16 protein-coding genes are annotated in these 17,220 nt (G+C 60.4%); 9 read left to right on the top strand and 7 right to left on the bottom strand.

The genetic code is table 11. The features are described from left to right. Positions 1 to 132: 132 nt before the first annotated feature. The 3 genes from EQW76_RS15670 (at position 133) to EQW76_RS15660 (ending at position 2,646) form a co-directional block, all read left to right on the top strand. Positions 133 to 984, top strand: a complete 852-nt coding sequence (locus EQW76_RS15670; RefSeq protein WP_142829663.1) for a polysaccharide deacetylase family protein — start codon at positions 133 to 135, stop codon at positions 982 to 984. A gap of 106 nt (positions 985 to 1,090) precedes the next feature. Then, on the top strand, positions 1,091 to 2,032 hold the full coding sequence (locus EQW76_RS15665; RefSeq protein WP_142829665.1) for a Gfo/Idh/MocA family oxidoreductase: 942 nt from the start codon (positions 1,091 to 1,093) through the stop codon (positions 2,030 to 2,032). Between the two features lie 71 nt (positions 2,033 to 2,103). Next, positions 2,104 to 2,646 carry a GrpB family protein gene (locus EQW76_RS15660; protein WP_142829667.1) on the top strand — a complete coding sequence of 181 codons (543 nt, stop codon included), beginning with the start codon at positions 2,104 to 2,106 and terminating at the stop codon, positions 2,644 to 2,646. A gap of 30 nt (positions 2,647 to 2,676) precedes the next feature. Here EQW76_RS15660 and EQW76_RS15655 read toward each other — a convergent pair whose 3' ends face one another. Both EQW76_RS15655 and EQW76_RS15650 read right to left on the bottom strand, forming a co-directional pair. Next, positions 2,677 to 3,126 carry a DNA polymerase III subunit chi gene (locus EQW76_RS15655; protein ID WP_142829669.1) on the bottom strand — a complete coding sequence of 150 codons (450 nt, stop codon included), beginning with the start codon at positions 3,124 to 3,126 and terminating at the stop codon, positions 2,677 to 2,679. Between the two features lie 22 nt (positions 3,127 to 3,148). Then, entirely contained in the window at positions 3,149 to 4,639 is a 1,491-nt protein-coding gene (locus tag EQW76_RS15650) for a leucyl aminopeptidase (RefSeq protein ID WP_142829670.1), read from the bottom strand. A 368-nt stretch (positions 4,640 to 5,007) separates the two neighbouring features. On the opposite strand from EQW76_RS15650, the gene EQW76_RS15645 reads away from it, so the two are divergent. From EQW76_RS15645 to rsmA, 6 genes are all read left to right on the top strand, one after another. Then, the gene (locus tag EQW76_RS15645; RefSeq protein WP_142829672.1) at positions 5,008 to 6,186 is read left to right on the top strand and encodes an LptF/LptG family permease; all 1,179 of its coding nucleotides are present in this window, start codon (positions 5,008 to 5,010) and stop codon (positions 6,184 to 6,186) included. Then, complete coding sequence (gene lptG / locus EQW76_RS15640; RefSeq protein WP_143122967.1) at positions 6,183 to 7,268, top strand: LPS export ABC transporter permease LptG; 1,086 nt, start codon at positions 6,183 to 6,185, stop codon at positions 7,266 to 7,268. The genes EQW76_RS15645 and lptG overlap by 4 nt, the downstream gene beginning before the upstream one ends. After that, positions 7,268 to 9,619, top strand: a complete 2,352-nt coding sequence (locus tag EQW76_RS15635) for an LPS-assembly protein LptD (protein WP_202617155.1) — start codon at positions 7,268 to 7,270, stop codon at positions 9,617 to 9,619. The genes lptG and EQW76_RS15635 overlap by 1 nt, the downstream gene beginning before the upstream one ends. A 211-nt stretch (positions 9,620 to 9,830) precedes the next feature. Further along, the gene (locus EQW76_RS15630) at positions 9,831 to 10,808 is read left to right on the top strand and encodes a peptidylprolyl isomerase (protein ID WP_142829678.1); all 978 of its coding nucleotides are present in this window, start codon (positions 9,831 to 9,833) and stop codon (positions 10,806 to 10,808) included. Positions 10,809 to 10,817: 9 nt separating this feature from the next. Next, positions 10,818 to 11,843 (top strand): 4-hydroxythreonine-4-phosphate dehydrogenase PdxA, encoded by a 1,026-nt coding sequence (pdxA, locus tag EQW76_RS15625; RefSeq protein ID WP_142829680.1) that lies wholly within the window; start codon positions 10,818 to 10,820, stop codon positions 11,841 to 11,843. After that, complete coding sequence (gene rsmA / locus EQW76_RS15620; RefSeq protein ID WP_142829682.1) at positions 11,843 to 12,670, top strand: 16S rRNA (adenine(1518)-N(6)/adenine(1519)-N(6))-dimethyltransferase RsmA; 828 nt, start codon at positions 11,843 to 11,845, stop codon at positions 12,668 to 12,670. Before pdxA ends, rsmA begins: the two co-directional genes overlap by 1 nt. Here rsmA and gmk read toward each other — a convergent pair. The 5 genes from gmk to EQW76_RS15595 form a co-directional block, all read right to left on the bottom strand. Then, positions 12,667 to 13,329 carry a guanylate kinase gene (gmk, locus tag EQW76_RS15615; RefSeq protein ID WP_142829684.1) on the bottom strand — a complete coding sequence of 221 codons (663 nt, stop codon included), beginning with the start codon at positions 13,327 to 13,329 and terminating at the stop codon, positions 12,667 to 12,669. The genes rsmA and gmk overlap by 4 nt on opposite strands. Positions 13,330 to 13,332: 3 nt before the next feature. Beyond that, positions 13,333 to 14,220, bottom strand: a complete 888-nt coding sequence (locus EQW76_RS15610; RefSeq protein WP_142829686.1) for a YicC/YloC family endoribonuclease — start codon at positions 14,218 to 14,220, stop codon at positions 13,333 to 13,335. Between the two features lie 25 nt (positions 14,221 to 14,245). Next, the gene (gene mltG, locus EQW76_RS15605; protein WP_142829688.1) at positions 14,246 to 15,442 is read right to left on the bottom strand and encodes an endolytic transglycosylase MltG; all 1,197 of its coding nucleotides are present in this window, start codon (positions 15,440 to 15,442) and stop codon (positions 14,246 to 14,248) included. Between the two features lie 112 nt (positions 15,443 to 15,554). Then, entirely contained in the window at positions 15,555 to 16,817 is a 1,263-nt protein-coding gene (fabF, locus tag EQW76_RS15600) for a beta-ketoacyl-ACP synthase II (protein WP_142829690.1), read from the bottom strand. A gap of 111 nt (positions 16,818 to 16,928) precedes the next feature. Further along, a complete protein-coding gene (locus EQW76_RS15595) occupies positions 16,929 to 17,165 on the bottom strand; it encodes an acyl carrier protein (protein WP_027675866.1) in 237 nt (78 codons plus the stop codon). Positions 17,166 to 17,220 lie beyond the last annotated feature (55 nt).

Below are 17,220 nucleotides of genomic sequence, written 5' to 3'. Positions count from 1 at the left end.
GATCGGCAACAGTCGCCAACATGCGCGCCGGGACCACGACGGCATCTGCGGGCGAACCGCCTTCGTCAACACCTCGTTAACCATAATCAGAAAATATCGTCTCAATATTCCTCCCTTGATTGAGCGATTCCCATGTTCTCACGTCCCGTTGTCGCCGGCCTTCTGGCCAGCCTGATGCTCGCCGGCTGCGCGACAAAACCGACGACAGAGATGTCGCTGAAAACCTCCTACGCGCCGGGCGCTACTGTCACTGCACCGCTCAAGGCCCACGATCCCATTGCCATGGAGCCGACCGCCTGGGGAGGCTACTGGCACCATCTTGCCGGTCGGACACTGACGGTCTCGTCCCTGCACGACCTCAAGCTTGCCGACAAGGAAGTAATCCTCACCTTCGACGATGGCCCGATGCCGGGAAAGACCGAGAAAATCCTTGCGACACTCGACCAGTTCGGCGTCAAGGGTGCCTTCATGATGGTCGGAGAAATGGCCGCCGCCCATCCAGCGATTGCCCGCAAGGTTCTCGACGACGGCAATGCCATCGGCAGCCATACCTACCGCCATCCGGATCTCGCCAGGATGAGCTTCGACATGGCCATAGCCGAGGTCGTCAAAGGCGAGAATGCCGTCTCGAAGGCCATCGGTACCGATGTCAACTTCTTCCGCTTCCCCTATCTCGCCGACACGAAAAGCCTGCGCTCGGCGATTGCCCAGCGCGACATGATCGTCATGGATGTCGATATCGACAGCAAGGATTATTTCACCGTCAAGCCGGCTATCGTCCTCGAGCGTACCATGGAGGAGCTGCATCGGCGCGGTCGCGGCATCATCCTGATGCACGATATCCACCAACGTACTGCGATCATGCTGCCGGGCCTGCTCAACAGACTTGAGAAGGAGGGCTACAAGGTGGTCACGCTTCGCTACGGGCGTGACGCGGCACCGGGCAACGTCATTGCCATGGCCGATCTGAAAATGAGCCGTTAAGCCGCCACTCGCACCAAGCCCGGCCTTGCTCGCGGCCCGCATTCTGATACAAACACCTCAAAAATAATCATACTTTTGAGTGAAACACCGGAACGCGAGCAAGCCCATGTCTTCCAATCCCTCCGCCCCCATCCAGCTCGGCATCGTCGGCGTCGGCAAGATCGTCCGCGACCAGCATCTGCCGTCGATCGCGGCCAATGCGGACTACAACCTGATCGCCACAGCCAGCCGCAACGGCACTGTCGACGGCATCCAGAGTTTCACGACCATCGACGAGATGATTGCCACTGTTCCTGCGATGAACGCCGTGTCGCTGTGCATGCCGCCGCAATACCGCTATGAGGCCGCCTACAAGGCGCTGACGGCGGGCAAGCACGTGTTTCTCGAGAAGCCACCGGGCGCGACACTGAGCGAAGTCCACGACCTCGAAGCGCTGGCGAAGGCCAAGGGCGTGTCGTTGTTTGCAAGCTGGCATTCGCGCTACGCACCGGGCGTCGAGGCCGCAAAGGACTTTCTTGCCGCGACGACGATCAAGAGCATGCATGTCATCTGGAAGGAAGACGTGCGCCACTGGCATCCGAACCAGGACTGGATCTGGCAGGCCGGCGGCCTCGGCGTGTTCGATCCCGGCATCAACGCCCTGTCGATCGTCACCCACATCCTGCCTCGCGCCATCTTCCTCACCGGCGCAACCCTGGAGTTCCCGGAAAACCGCGATGCACCCATCGCTGCCGACCTGCACTTCAAGGATGCCACCGGAGTGCCCGTGCACGCTGAATTCGACTGGCGCCAGACTGGCAAGCAGAGCTGGGATATCATCGTCGAGACGGAGGCCGGCACGATGCGGCTGGCCGATGGCGGCGCCAAGCTTTTCGTCGACGAAGAACTGAAGCTCGCCGAACCGGAGGCGGAATACCCGTCGCTGTACCGCCGCTTCGCCGAAATCGTCAAGGCCGGCACATCGGACGTCGATCTCGCCCCCCTCCGCCACGTCGCCGACGCCTTCATGCTCGGCAAGCGCAAGTTCGTGGAAGCGTTCCACGATTGATCTGCGGGTTCCAGATGCGTGCGAAGGCGCTTGAATAAGAGGTAGTGTTCGCATTAATTCCGGGGTCGAAAATGCAGCGGAATGAAGAATCAGCCTACGGTCTTGGCGTCAAACATAAGCTCGTCGTGCTCGCGGAGCCCGACGACCGATGGCCTAAGGCCTACGCCGAGGAAGCCGAATGCATCCGGCTTGTACTGGGTGCACTTGCGATCGATATCCAGCACTTCGGAAGCACTTCGATACCGGGCATCAGGGCGAAGCCCGTTATCGATATCATCGTCGGCATCCGTCGTTTCGAAGACGGTAGTGACTGTATCAAGCCGATGCAATCCATTGGCTACGATTATGCCGGCGCAGATATCGTTCCGGATGACCATATTTTCGGACGTGGTATCAAGCAGCAGACGCGCACCCATCTCGTGCATATTGTAGAACATCAAGGTTTTCATTGGAGGCGAAACCTGCTGTTTCGCGACAAACTCCGCACGAATGCCGCCCTGGCGTCTGAGTATGAAGATCTTAAGATTTCTCTTGCAGCCAAATTTTCCGGGGACCGCGCCGCCTATACGGACGCGAAGAAAGCTTTCATCGACAAGGTAGTCGGGAACGGGTGACCCCTCGCCTCGACTACCTAAATCTTCAGGTCAGGCCTTCTTTTCCCAGCGACCTTCCTGGGTCTGCTGCCAGTAGGTGAGCTTGTGGCCCTCGGCTTTCAGCTTTTTCCACTGGGCCCGGGCACCTTCCAGTTGTGACTGATCGTAGCCGTCAAACATGAAGACGACGCGGTCGTAGACGTCGATCTCTTCAGCTTCGGCACCGTCGACGAAGAAGCGGACCTTGGCATCGTTGACATTTTCCGGCGACAGCGTCAGCAGCACCGGCTGGTGTTCTGGCGCCTCGCCGGCATCGGTGCCATGAGGAAGGAAACTGTCCTCGCGGAATGTCCACAAATGGCTGTCGAGCAGGTCGCGCCGAGCCGGGTCGCGACCTTGCACCGCCACCCGCCAGCCACGCTCGACGCTTTTGTCGAGCAATGGCGGCAGGGCGTCCTCGAGCTTTGATTCCGTCAGATGATAGAACAGCACCTCGGTCATCGGGCGATCTCGTTTTTACCGATCACTGCTCGTAGTGCCGGCGCACGAGTTCGTCGAGCAGGCGGACGCCAAAGCCTGAACCCCAGGACTGGTTGATCTCGTCGAGCGGCGAGCCGAGGGCCGTTGCTGCAATGTCGAGATGGGCCCATGGAGTGTCCTTCACGAAGCGCTTGATGAATTGTGCGGCGGTGATCGATCCGGCCTGGCGGCCGCCGCTGTTTTTCATGTCGGCGAACTTGCTGTCGATCAGCTTGTCGTAGTCCTTGCCGAGCGGCATCCGCCAAAGGCGCTCATTGGTGGCAAGACCGGCGGCCGTCAGGCGTTCGGCAAGCGTGTTGTCGTTGGAAAACAAGCCTGCATGCTGGCTGCCGAGGGCAACGACGATGGCGCCGGTGAGCGTCGCCAGATTGACCATGAATTGCGGCTTGAACCGGTCGTTTGTGTACCAGATGGCATCGCCGAGAACGAGACGGCCTTCGGCATCTGTATTGATGATCTCGATCGTCTGGCCGGACATGGACGTGACGATGTCGCCGGGGCGCTGGGCGTTGCCGTCGGGCATGTTCTCAACGAGGCCGAGGACGCCGACGACATTGGCCTTGGCGCCGCGTGCCGCCAGCGTGTGCATCAGGCCGATAACGGCAGCGGCGCCGCCCATGTCGCCCTTCATGTCCTCCATCCCGGCCGATGGCTTGATGGAAATGCCGCCGGTATCGAAGACGACGCCCTTGCCGATGAAGGCGATCGGTGCCTCGCCGGGCTTGCCGCCGTTCCACTGCATGATTGCCAGACGCGGCGGGCGGACGGACCCCTGGGCTACGCCCAGCAGCGCGCCCATGCCAAGCGTCCGCATGTCGCGCTCGGTGAGAATCTCGACGGTCACGCCGAGCTTTTCCAACTCCTTGGCCTTGGCGGCGAATTCGACGGGACCGAGGACGTTTGGCGGCTCGTTGACCAGGTCTCGGGCGAGGTTGACGCCGGCCGCAATCGCTTCCGAATCGCCGAACAGGACATCGGCTTGCGCAGCCTTGGCAGTGACGATGGTCACCTTGATTGCCTTGCTGGTCTTCTCGTCGTCTTCGCCCTTGCGGGTCTTGTAGGTATCGAAGCTGTAGGCGCGCATCAGCATGCCCAGCGCGAAATCGGCAGCATTCTGCGGGGTGACGTCGGCACCCGGGCTGTCGACGAAAACCGTCACGGTCTCGACCTTCTTCATGCGCGCTGCAGCGACGCCGCCGAGCTTCAACCAGTCATGCGGCGTGGTATCGGCCGGCTTGCCCGTCCCTATCACCAGGATCCTCTCGACGGAGGACCCTTCCGGCGCGACGATATCGAGGGTCTTCAGAGACTTTGCAGAATAGCCGGCGATGCGGGTTGCCTTGGCAACGGTGTTAGCAGGATCGACGTGCTCCGCGCCGGCCGGTCGCTCGCTGCCGATACCTTGGAGGAGGACAGCCAGTCCCGTCGTCGGCCGTGCCGAGGGTGCAAAGGAGATTTCGAATTTCACAGACATGTCAGCTCCACGATGTGCCCGATGCCGGGTCTTTGATGTGGGATCATTTAGGGTTTCCCCATTGAATACAAGCTTAAGGGCCACAAAGCCTGCATTAGTTCGCAGCAAACTGCGCGTACCCGTCGTAGCAAGCCCCACACCCATACACTTTATATCCATGGGAAATCTGGAGCGCGAAGGGGGTGGTTGCCGGGTCTGCAAAGCGGCTGTCGTCCACCTCCGATCACAAACGACACACCATGGAAATATTTCGAGAAATTAACGAAATTTTCGCGTGCCGCTTGTCGCAAAAAAATAACAAACAGCGTAGAGGAATTGGAACTGCGAGGCCTGAGGGCTTTCGGAGACGCGTCGCATCAAGGGCCGGCATGAAACTACTTGAATCCTATATTACCCGGCGTGTCGGTTTGATGTTTCTGGTGGCGCTGCTGCCGGTGCTTGCCATCATCTGGACGACTCAGGTGTTGCAGCGCATCAATCTGGTGACGGACAGCGGCCAGTCGATGGGGTCGTTTGCGACGCTTGCCACCCTCATCCTGCCAACGATCATTCCCGTCGTGCTGCCTTTCGCCCTGGTGATCGGCATCACGCAGACGCTAACTGCCATGAACACCGATTCGGAATTGACGGTGATGGAGGCTGCGGGTGCCAACCGGATGGTGATCATCCGCCCGATCATGCTTCTGGCCGTCGCCGTCAGTATTTTCTCCTTTGCCGTCGACAATATGGTTGAGCCAAAGGCGCGTGTCGCGGCGCGCGACATGGTCGCTGCCGCCTATGCCGACCTTCTGTCCACGGTCATCGAGGAAAAGAACTTCCGCCGAATCGAAGACGGCCTCTATGTCGAGATCTCCCAGCGGATGTCGGGGCGTATCCTCAAGGGCCTGTTCGTCGCCGATTCCCGCGATCCGGCCTTCGACCTTATCTATTACGCCAAGGAAGGCGCCGTCGATCCGAGCGGCAAGTCGCTGCTGATGCATGACGGCGAAGTGCACCGCAAAACCGTCGACGGCAACGTCTCGGTCATCAAGTTCGACAGCTATTCATTCGACCTCTCGGATCTTAGCCAGAGCCGTGGCCAGGCCAATCTTCGCTCCGGCGACAGAAGCCTGCCATTCCTTCTGCATCCCGATCCGAACGATGCCGACTACAAGGCGAAACCGACAGGCTACCGTGCCGAGCTTCACCGTCGCCTGACGGACTGGATGCTGCCGGCGATCTTCGCGCTGATCTCCCTCGTCATTGCCGGCGACGCCCGGTCCCATCGTGAGGCACGCCTGCATCCGATGGTGTCGGCGCTTACCATCTCATTCGGCCTGCGCTGGGCGGATTTCTATGCCGCCAACCAGATCGAAGCCGCGCCCTATTTCATCGGCGTTCTCTATGCAATCAACATCGGTTCGATCCTGATCTGCATCTTCCTGCTGTCACGCACGAAGAAGCGGACCATGCCAACGACCTTGCGCAATCGCATCAGCGGATGGTGGCTGCGGGCGCAGGCGAAAATGCCGGCATCCGGTGGGAAATCGAGCGGAGGCAACGCATGATTTTCGGCACCCTGAACCGCTATTTCTTCCTCCGCTATGCCATCACCACCGGCTGGTTCTTCGTCGGCGTGACGGCCATCGTCTTCCTCGCCGATTTCAGCGAAAATGCCGGCAGGCTCTCCGGCCTTCCCGGCTATACCGTCGCCATCGGGCTGCTGATGACCGCCGTCCGCCTGCCGCTCATCCTGCAGCAAACGATGCCGTTTCTCGTGCTGTTCGTCGGCATGACGACGCTGATCGCGCTCAATCGTCGCTACGAACTGGTGATTGCCCGCGCCGCCGGCATTTCCGTCTGGCAATTCATGGCGCCGTTCATTTTCGGCGCGTTTATCGTCGGGCTGCTGACAATGCTGGTGCTTAACCCGATCGCGGCAGCCGGCCAGCGGCAGGCGGATGCGCTCGAGGCGGACCTGCGCGGCGACCCGTCCTATCACAACCGGCTCTCCGTGCCGTGGCTGCGCCAGATCGCCCGCGACGATGATGTCATCATTGGCGCGAAAACCGTTGTCGACAACGGCATGACGCTGATGAACGCGGTTTTCATCCACTTCAATCCACAGGGCGACGTGGTGCTTCGGCAGGACGCAAACTCTGCTAAGTTGGAAGATGGTTACTGGCTTCTTACCGGCGTTGTGGAGCGTGCTCCGGGGGAGATCCCTGCGCACAAGGCTACGGTGCGCGTCCGTACGAATTTGAAACAGGATTTCGTGTCCCAACGGCTGGCACAGCCTGAAACCATTGCTTTTTATGATCTTTCTAATCGAATTGAGATCGCACGAAGCTTTGGTATATCTACCAAGGCGTTGGAGACGCAGTTTAACTCCCTGCTTTCACAACCCTTCCTCATGGTGGCAATGACTCTCATTGCCGCAACCGTGTCTCTAAAATTCAGCCGTTTCAACCAGTCACGTTCCGTGATTCTGGGTGGAATACTCGCAGGCTTCGTGCTTTATGTCGTCAACGTGCTTGTAAAGGCATTCGGAAGTAGTGGCGTTGTGCCTCCCTTCGTGGCGACATGGATACCCGTGGTCGTCGCCTTGGCTTTGGGCGCAACGATCCTGCTTCATCAGGAGGATGGCTAGTGGCGGTCACTAACCGCAAACAGATCAGAAAGCTCTCGGCTGTCGTATTGGCAGCACTGAGTGCCTACGTCGCGACGTCGCCTGCCGTATTCGGCCAGGACGGCTCGCCAATGAAAACCGCGAAGGTCAATGTACCGGCTGATTCGAAGCTGGTGCTGTCCTCGAACGAGCTGATCTATAACAAGGACACACAGGTCGTCACCGCTAACGGCGCGGTGCAGATCAACTATGGCGGCTACAAGATGGTCGCCCAGCAGGTCGTCTACAATCAGAAGACCGGCCGGATGATGGCGCTCGGCAATGTCGAGCTCATCACGCCCGACGGCAATCGCATGTATGGCGACAAGATGGACGTCACCGACAGTTTCTCGGATGGCTTCGTCGATTCGCTGCGCATCGAAATGCCGGACAACACCCGCCTTGCCTCCGAAAAGGCCGAGCGGGTTGGCGGTACGCAGATGATCCTGACCAAGGGCATCTACACGGCCTGCCTCGCCTGCACCAAGCTCGGCAAGGCACCGCTGTGGCAGGTGAAGGCGCAGCGCGTCGTCCAGAACGGCGTGACGCATACGGTTCGCCTGGAGCACGCCCGGTTCGAACTGTTCGGCCTGCCGATTGCCTACATTCCGTGGATCGAAGTTCCGGACAACACGGTCAAGCGCAAGTCCGGCTTTCTGTTCCCGACCTTCAGCGTCTCGCAAAACCTTGGTTTTGGCGCCAAGGTTCCCTATTACTACGTCATCTCGCCAAGCATGGACGCAACCGTCAGCGCGACGGGTTACACCACGCAGGGATTCCTGCTCGAAGGCGAATTCCGCCAGCGGCTTGAAAACGGCACCTATACGATCCGGGCTGCCGGTATCGACCAGAACAAGCCCGATGCCTTCACTGCAGGCACAAGCGACGCGGAATCAAAGACCCGTGCGTTGATCGCCTCCAAGGGCGATTTCCAGATCAATCCACGCTGGACGTTCGGCTGGGATGTGATGGCGCAGACGGACAACAACTTTGCCCGTACCTACGGCATCGAGGGTCTCAACCAGAGCACCCACACCAACGAGGTCTATTTGACGGGTCTCGGCAAGCGCAATTATTTCGATATGCGCGGCTTCTATTACGACGTGCAGGACGCCACCGAAAACAGCGACAGCGAGAAGCAGCAGGCGATCGCTGCCCCGGTGATCGACTACCACTATGTCGATCCCAAGCCCGTTTACGGCGGCGAACTTTCGGCGACGATGAACTTCACCAACATCTCGCGCCAGGAAGTGGCTGCGCGCGACCTCAGCGACCTGACGACCAAGGATCGGTTTGAAGGACTGAAGGGCGACACCAGCCGCCTGACGACCGAATTGCAGTGGCAGCGGACTTTCGCGACGCAGGGTGGTCTCCTCCTCACCCCGTTGATGGCAGCACGTGGCGATGCCTACGGCCTCGGCATGGACTCGCCGAATTCGATCGGCACCAACTACAGCTATTCCGGCAACTACGACGACAGCAGCACGGCCGCACAGGGCATGCTGACGGCCGGGATCGAAGCGAAATACCCGATCATGGTCTCAACGGCGAACAGCACACACGTGTTCGAGCCGATTGCACAGCTTTACGTTCGTCCGAACGAGACGCTGGCAGGCAGGCTGCCGAACGAAGATGCGCAGAGCTTCGTCTTCGACGCCAGCAACCTCTTCAATCGCGACAAGTTCTCGGGCTTCGACCGTATCGAAGGCGGCACGCGCGCCAATGTCGGTATCCGCTACACCGGCAGCTTCGACAGCGGCTACAAGCTGACGAGCATTGTCGGCCAGTCCTACCAGCTGGCTGGACAGAACTCTTTCGATACGGCGGACCTTGTAAACGCCGGTGCCGAGTCTGGCCTCGAAGACAGTGTTTCCGACTATGTCGCCATGGCGTCTCTATCGACACCGCAGGGCTTGTCGCTGACGGGCTCCTACCGCCTCGATCACAAGGATATGTCGTTCAAGCGTGGTGACTCGACGCTCGGATATGCGAATGCCGACTTCCAGACCTCGGTTACCTACACGCATATCAAGGCGCAGCCCGAATACGGCTTCACCTCCGACAACGACGAAATCCAGACACGCGCCCAGATCAACTTCAAGGACTACTGGGCGATCTTCGGGACGGTCAGCTACGACCTGAACAACAACGATGTGACGCGTCGTGGCGTCGGACTTTCCTACAGCGACGAATGCACAATCTTCAGCATCTCCTACCTGTCGAAAAGCGACAGCGTAGACCAGACCGCCAGCGACTGGTCCATCGGTGCCAAGATCACCTTCCGTACCCTTGGCGACATCAATGTCGGCAGCGCGTCGGACACCACCTTCTAGCATCAAGCGCACGGTGACCGGATTTCCATCCGGTCACCGTTATATCGCTGCCCAAAGATCCCATTCCGTGCAAAATCCGTGTCATTGTTTCGCCGCAAGGATTGTGCAATTCCATAGCCTTGCTGTAGATGGTCGGCAGGAAACGTTGGCCCGTCCGGATACGTCCGGGACAGGAGCGGCCAACCGCTGGGACCTTTGAGAGGGATAGTCGATGTTTGCTGGACAGAACCCGGTACGCGCCATTTTAACCGGCGCTGTCGCCTTGGCCATTGCCACATCACTGCCGATCTCGGGCCAGGCTGCGCCACAACAGCGGGGCGCTCCTCCGGCCGTCGCATCGGGCACCAGCGAGGTCAAGGTCCTCGTCAACAATGAAGTCATCACCAGCGGCGACATCGCCAAGCGTATCAACTTCATGCGCCTGCAGCACCAGACGGGCGACTTGCCCAAGCTCGCCAAGGAGCAGCTGGTCACGGAACTGCTGAAGCGCCAGGAAATCCAGCGCGTTCGCATGTCGGTGTCGACAACGGATGTCGATGCTTCCTATGCCCGCTTTGCCGCAAGCAACAAGATGAAGACGGAGCAGCTGAACGAGGTCCTCACAAAGACCGGCGTCACGCCCGCACACTTCAAAGCTTATATCGCCATCCAGATGAGCTGGCCACGCGTTCTGAATGCGCGCTTCGGCGCCAGCGGCAAGCTGTCGCCCGACGAGCTCATCACCCGCATGACGCAGAACAAGAACAACACGTCGACCACGGAATATTTCCTCAAGCAGGTGATCTTCGTGGTCCCCGCCGCCAAGAAGGGAACGCTGGAAGCCAAGCGCAAGGCCGAAGCAGATGCCTCGCGCGCCAAATTCCCGGGATGCGAGCAGGCCAAGGTGTTTGCCGCCACGATGCATGACGTCTCGGTGCGCGACCTCGGCCGCGTTCTTGCGCCGGAACTGCCAACCCAGTGGAAGCCGCTGGTCGAGGGCGCGACCGGCAACACAACGTCTTCCATCGTCACGGACCGTGGCGTCGAGTATCTGGCCATTTGCTCCAAGCGTCAGGTCAGCGACGATGTCGCCGCCGCTGCCGTCTTCCGCCAGGAAGATCTTGGCAAGAACGCCCAGGGCGAGGCCACCGGCAACGAGAAGAAATACGTGGATGAACTGCGCTCCAAGGCGCAGATCATCTACCGCTGATCTCTTCGGATGACAGCGTTCAACACCCGGCCACTGGCGCTTACCCAGGGCGACCCTGCCGGCATAGGCCTCGACATAACGCTTGACGCGTGGATGCGCCGCACGGAGCTGGGGCTTGCGCCGTTCCTTTTCATCGGCGATCCGGCTGCCCTCGGCGTACGCGCCCGGTTGCTGGGACGGGAGATTCCCCTTCGGGAATGCGATGCTGCGCAGGCCTGCTCGATCTTCGCCACCGCGCTGCCGGTTCTGCCGGTGGCTTCGGGTGTCGACGTGGCTGCTGGCGTGCCGCATGTTTCGACCGCGCGCGGCACCATCGCTGCGATCGAGACTGCCGTACAGCTGACAATGGCAGGAGAGGCTGCAGCTGTCGTGACGAACCCGATTGCCAAGTCCGTGCTATACGAGGCCGGCTTCGGCTTTCCCGGCCATACGGAATTTCTGGCGGACCTTGCAGGCCGCCACAGCGGCAAGCGCTTCATGCCTGTGATGATGCTGGCCGGCCCGAAATTACGAGCCATACCGGTAACGATCCACATTCCCCTGAAGGACGTGCCGACAGCGCTGACAGCAGACCTCATCATCGAGACCTGCCGGATTACGCACGCCGATCTCAAGGCCCGTTTCGGCATTGCCCGCCCCCGGCTTGCTGTAGCCGGGCTCAATCCTCATGCCGGCGAGGACGGGACGCTCGGTAGCGAGGACAAGGACATCATCCACCCCGCCATCGAGGTATTGCGCGCCGAGGGTATCGACGCCTTCGGCCCGCTTCCGGCCGACACCATGTTCCACGACGACGCACGCCATCGCTACGATGTGGCTATCTGCATGTATCATGACCAGGCGCTGATCCCGGCCAAAGCGCTCGGGTTCGACGACTCCGTCAACGTGACGCTCGGCCTTCCCTTCGTCCGCACATCGCCGGACCACGGCACCGCCTTCGGCATTGCCGGCAAGGGCATTGCCAAGGCGGACAGTCTCGTGGCAGCCCTGAAGCTTGCTGCCGACCTTGCCCGTGTCGACAGGATATCTGCCTGATGGCCGCTCTCGACGGGCTGCCTCCCCTTCGCGATGTCATCGAGCGGTTTGGGCTCGATGCACGCAAGGCGCTGGGACAGAATTTCATTCTCGACCTCAACCTGACGCAGCGCGTGGCGCGGACGGCCGGCAACCTTGAGGGCGTTACCGTCATCGAGGTCGGGCCCGGTCCCGGGGGACTGACGCGGGCAATCTTAGCGCTCGGTGCCAAGAAGGTCATAGCCATCGAGCGCGACCCGCGCTGCCTGCCGGCGCTAGCGGAGATTGCTGCCCATTATCCCGGCCGGTTGGAGGTGATCGAAGGCGATGCGCTGAAGATCGACTTTGCCGCGCTGGCGACAGATGGCCCCGTGCGGGTCATCGCCAACCTCCCCTACAATGTTGGCACACAGTTGCTGCTGAACTGGCTGCTGCCAGCCGTTTGGCCGCCGTTCTGGCAATCGCTGACACTGATGTTCCAGAAGGAAGTCGGCCAGCGCATCGTCGCTGCCGAGGGCGACAATCATTACGGACGACTGGGCGTGATCTGTGGCTGGCGCACGGAGGCCTACGCGGCTTTCGATATCTCGCCGCAGGCTTTCACGCCGCCGCCCAAGGTCACCTCGTCGGTGATCCACCTGACACCTCGCGAAAACCCGATCCCCTGCTCCGTCGCTAAGCTCGAGCGTGTCACCGAGGCGGCTTTTGGCCAGCGCCGCAAGATGCTGCGCCAGAGTGTCAAATCGCTCGGTGGGGAAGTGCTGCTGGCGCGCGCCGACATCGACCCGACAAGGCGGGCCGAAACATTGTCCGTGGAAGAGTTCTGCCGGCTGGCGAACTGCCTCTAGAGTTTCGGCACTTCTTCCAGCAAGCCCCGAATGAAATCGAACATACCATGGCGACGGTCGCGGCGCAGACGCTCGGCCTTGACGATCGACTGCACCGAATCGAAGGCTGTGTTCAGATCCTCGTTGACCAGAACATAATCGTACTCCCGCCAGTGCTCGATTTCGGCGCGGGAATTCTGCAGCCGCGTCGCAATCACCGCCTCCGAGTCTTCGGCACGGCGATGCAGTCGGGACTGAAGTTCCGTCATGGTCGGCGGCAGGATGAAGACCGAGACCACGTCTGCCGCCATCTTGTCCTGCAACTGTTGGGCGCCCTGCCAGTCGATATCGAACAGCATGTCGCGGCCCTCGGCCATCGCCGTCTCGACAGGCTCGCGCGGCGTGCCGTAGAAATTGCCATGAACCTCTGCCCATTCCAGAAGTGCATCGGCATCGCGCATCCGCTCGAACTCGCGCTGCGAGACGAAGTGGTAGTGGACATCGGCGATTTCACTCGGGCGACGCTGGCGCGTGGTGACGCTGACGGAGAGGCTGAGTTGCTTGTCGTCGGCCAGCAGCGTGCGGGCAATGGTCGATTTGCCGGCGCCCGATGGCGAGGAGATGACCAGCATCAGACCGCGTCGGGCGATTGGCAACGATGGCGAGATCGCCGTATTCATCATTCACTCCAAATTCTGAACTTGTTCGCGAAACTGGTCGATGACCACCTTCAATTCGATGCCGGCGTTGGTAACGGCTGCGGCATTCGATTTCGAACAGACGGTATTCGATTCGCGGTTAAATTCCTGTGCAAGAAAATCGAGCTTGCGCCCTATCGGGCCACCTTTCCTCATCAATTCGCGAGAGGCGGCGACATGGGCCATCAGCCGGTCTATCTCCTCGCGCAAATCCGCCCTGGTGGCGATGAGCGCCGCCTCTGCGTGAAGCCTGTCGCGATCCAGCCCGGAGGCTGCGTCCATCAACAAAGCGACCTGGGCTGCAAGCCTCGTGGCGATTTCAGCCGGCGACCGCGACGGATCGCGCTCTATGGTATCCGTCAGCGTCTCGATGGTGGCGACCTGGTCGAGCAGGACGTGGGCCAGCGCCTGTCCTTCCTCCTCCCGCATGGTCCTGAGGTCGTAGAGCGCACCCTCGAGCCCAGCCATGATGTCGGCGTCGCGGCTGGCGACTGCATCGTCACCTTCGGGGGTCTCGCGAAACTCTATGATGCCGCGGATCGCCATCAGCGTATCGAGCTTCAGCGGCGCGGGATCGATGATGCCGGCCAGCTGATCGCGCATGGCAAGTACGGTGGCGAGTGCTGCCTGGTTGACGACCGCTTCGAAGCGGTTTTCGTCGGCCGAGATCGACAGGCTTGCCTGAATGTTGCCACGGGAAAACTGCAGCGGAACAAGGCGCCGGATGTCGAGTTCCAGACGCTCTAGGCCGGGCGGCAGGCGCAGGCGCAAGTCGAGCCCCTTGCCGTTGACCGAGCGCAGTTCCCAGGCCCAGCGGTAGCGACCGCTGGTGCCTTCACGCCGGGCAAATCCTGTCATGGACTGCAGTGCCATCAGCGTCTCCGTGCTTTGCTTCGGGTTACTTCTTCTTTGCCGGCGTCACGGCACCATTTTCTTCAGGCTGGCCGTCGACAACGATATCGGTGCTGTTGACGCCCTTGTCGGCCAGGATCTTGCGCCAGCGCTTGACGTTGGCGTTATGCTCTTCCAGCGTCGCGGAAAAGACATGCCCGCCACTGCCGTCGGCTACAAAGTAGAGATCCTGCGACTTCCAGGGGTTGGCCGTGGCTTCGAGTGCATCGCGTCCGGGATTGGCAATCGGCGTCGGCGGCAAACCCTTGATGATGTAGGTGTTGTACGGCGTTTCCTTCTTCAGGTCCGATTGGTAGATCGGCCGGTCTGTCGGCTTGCCGTCCCCGCCGAACAGACCGTAGATCACGGTTGGATCAGACTGAAGGCGCATGTTCTTGGCGAGGCGGTTGATGAATACCGACGCTACATGTGCACGCTCGTCGGCAAGGCCGGTTTCCTTTTCGACGATCGATGCCAGTATGACGAGTTCCTGCTTGCTGGCGAATGGCAGGTTGGCGTCACGCTTTTCCCAGATCTGGTCGACCAGTTTCTTCTGGGCCGCAGCCATCTGGTCGACAATCTCGGCACGCTTCGCGCCGCGAGAAAACTTGTAGGTGTTCGGCTCGAGACTTCCCTCCGGCGGCAGGGCAGACGGCAGTTCGCCCTCGAGTATGGGATCGGCCTGAAGCTTGTTGAAGATCTGGCGAGTTGTCAGGCCCTCCGGCAGCGTGACGGAATAGAGAATGGACTTGCCGGACTCCATCAACTCCATGATGTCCTTCATGGACGCGCCGGCCTTGATCTCGTATTCGCCGGCCTTCAGTGTATCGCCGTCGCGGAGTTGACGGGCCGCGAGATATTTGAATATCCGAGCATCAGAAATGATGTTGCTGGCCTCCAGCCGAGAAGCGATTTCGGATGGACCCGCTCCGTTACGGACGATGAAGTTGGCATTGGTGGTCAGCGGTCCGGGCGACTGGTAGGTCGAGACGACATAGTAGAAGCCGATGACGCCCAGCGCGATGACGAAGACGACAAGCGTCATCAGGAAGTTCAGGAAGATGACCATCTGGCTGCGGGCCTTGCGGGACCGCTTCGGTGGCTCCGGCACGCGTTCGGGACGCAATGCCTCGTTTGGCGATTTAGGAATGATCGGTCCCTTCTGCCCCGCCGGCGTATCCCCGTTCTGGTTCGTGTCGTTCACCGGCAGTCCCTTCTTCTTGTCTTTGTCCGCTCTTGACCAAGCAATGCGGCAAAAACAGGTTCAGGATCTTCCGCACACACGTGGTGCGCGAAAAATCAGCCGTTACCTGCCTCTAAGCCTCATAGCGGCGCAGAACGAGCGACGCGTTGGTTCCGCCAAATCCGAAGGAGTTCGACAGCGCAATGTTGACATCGCGCTTGCGCGCGGTGTGCGGTACCAGATCGATCGCGGTTGGCCGCTCCGGATTGTCGAGGTTCAGCGTCGGCGGCACGATATTGTCGCGGATCGCCAATGCCGAGAAAATCGCCTCGATTGCTCCGGCCGCTCCGAGGAGATGTCCGGTCGCCGACTTGGTGGACGACATCGAGATCTTCGAAGCGGAGGCGCCGACCAGTCGCTCGACGGCGCCAAGCTCGATCGTATCGGCCATGGTCGATGTGCCATGGGCATTGATGTAGTCCACATCGGCTGCCGTGACGCCCGCACGCTTCAAGGCAGATGTCATGCAGCGGAAAGCGCCCTCGCCGTTTTCTGACGGTGCGGTGATGTGGTAGGCGTCGCCGGACAGGCCATAGCCGACCACTTCCGCATATATCTTGGCGCCGCGCGCCTTGGCGTGTTCGAGTTCCTCGAGCACGACGATGCCAGCTCCCTCGCCCATGACAAAGCCGTCGCGGTCGTTGTCGTAAGGGCGCGAAGCCTTCTGTGGATCGTCGTTGTGCTGGGTCGACAACGCCTTGCAGGCGGCAAATCCAGCCATGGCAATGCGGCAAACGGGAGCCTCGGCACCGCCGGCAACCATCACGTCAGCATCGCCAAAGGCGATGAAGCGGGCGGCGTCGCCGATGGCATGGGCCCCGGTGGAACAGGCCGTGACGACGGCGTGGTTCGGGCCGCGCAGCTTGTGGCGAATAGAGACCTGGCCGGACACAAGATTGATCAGACGGCCGGGAATGAAAAACGGAGAGATGCGCCGGGGACCCTTGTCACGCAACGTGTAGCCGGCCTCGACGATGCCTTCCAGACCCCCGATACCGGAGCCGATCATCACACCGGTAGCAATCTGGTCCTCGTCGGTCTTCGGATGCCAGCCGGCATCGTTCAGCGCCATATCGGCGGCGGCCATGCCGTAGATGATGAAGGGATCGACCTTGCGCTGTTCCTTCGGCTCCATCCAGTCGTCGGCATTGAACGTGCCGTCGCTACCGTCGCCGACGGGAACCCGGCAGGCGATCTTGGCAGGCAAATCGGAAACTTCGAATTCGGTGATCAGGCGGGCGCCGTTGTGGCCGGCGAGCAAGCGTGTCCAGGACACCTCCGTGCCACACCCCAAAGGAGATACCATGCCGGTACCCGTGATAACGACACGTCTCATCGCCCTCAGCCCCTGTCTTCGCGCATGTCATGCATATCATATGGAAAGTCCGGCATGACCGGACGAAAAAGGGCGGACTCCATGAGCCCGCCCTTTGATATTGCCAAGCTGTTAAGCCTGGGCCTTTTCGATGAACTTTACAGCGTCGCCAACCGTCAGAATGGAGTCGGCGGCGTCGTCCGGGATTTCAACGCCGAATTCTTCTTCGAATGCCATGACCAGTTCGACAGTGTCGAGCGAGTCCGCACCCAGGTCGTCGATGAAGCTGGCGCCTTCAACAACCTTGTCGGCGTCGACGCCAAGATGATCAACAACAATTTTCTTAACGCGTTCTGCGATATCGCTCATGTCGGTTTCCTCGACCTTATTTCCTGATCAGAATGCCGTCTGGCACCCCTACCCT

Source organism: Rhizobium sp. rho-13.1, from assembly GCF_007000305.1.
In the GTDB taxonomy this organism is placed as follows: Bacteria; Pseudomonadota; Alphaproteobacteria; order Rhizobiales; family Rhizobiaceae; genus Rhizobium; species Rhizobium rhododendri.
The sequence above is the reverse complement of the archived record's forward strand: the minus strand, read 5'-3'. Positions and strand labels throughout refer to the sequence as shown.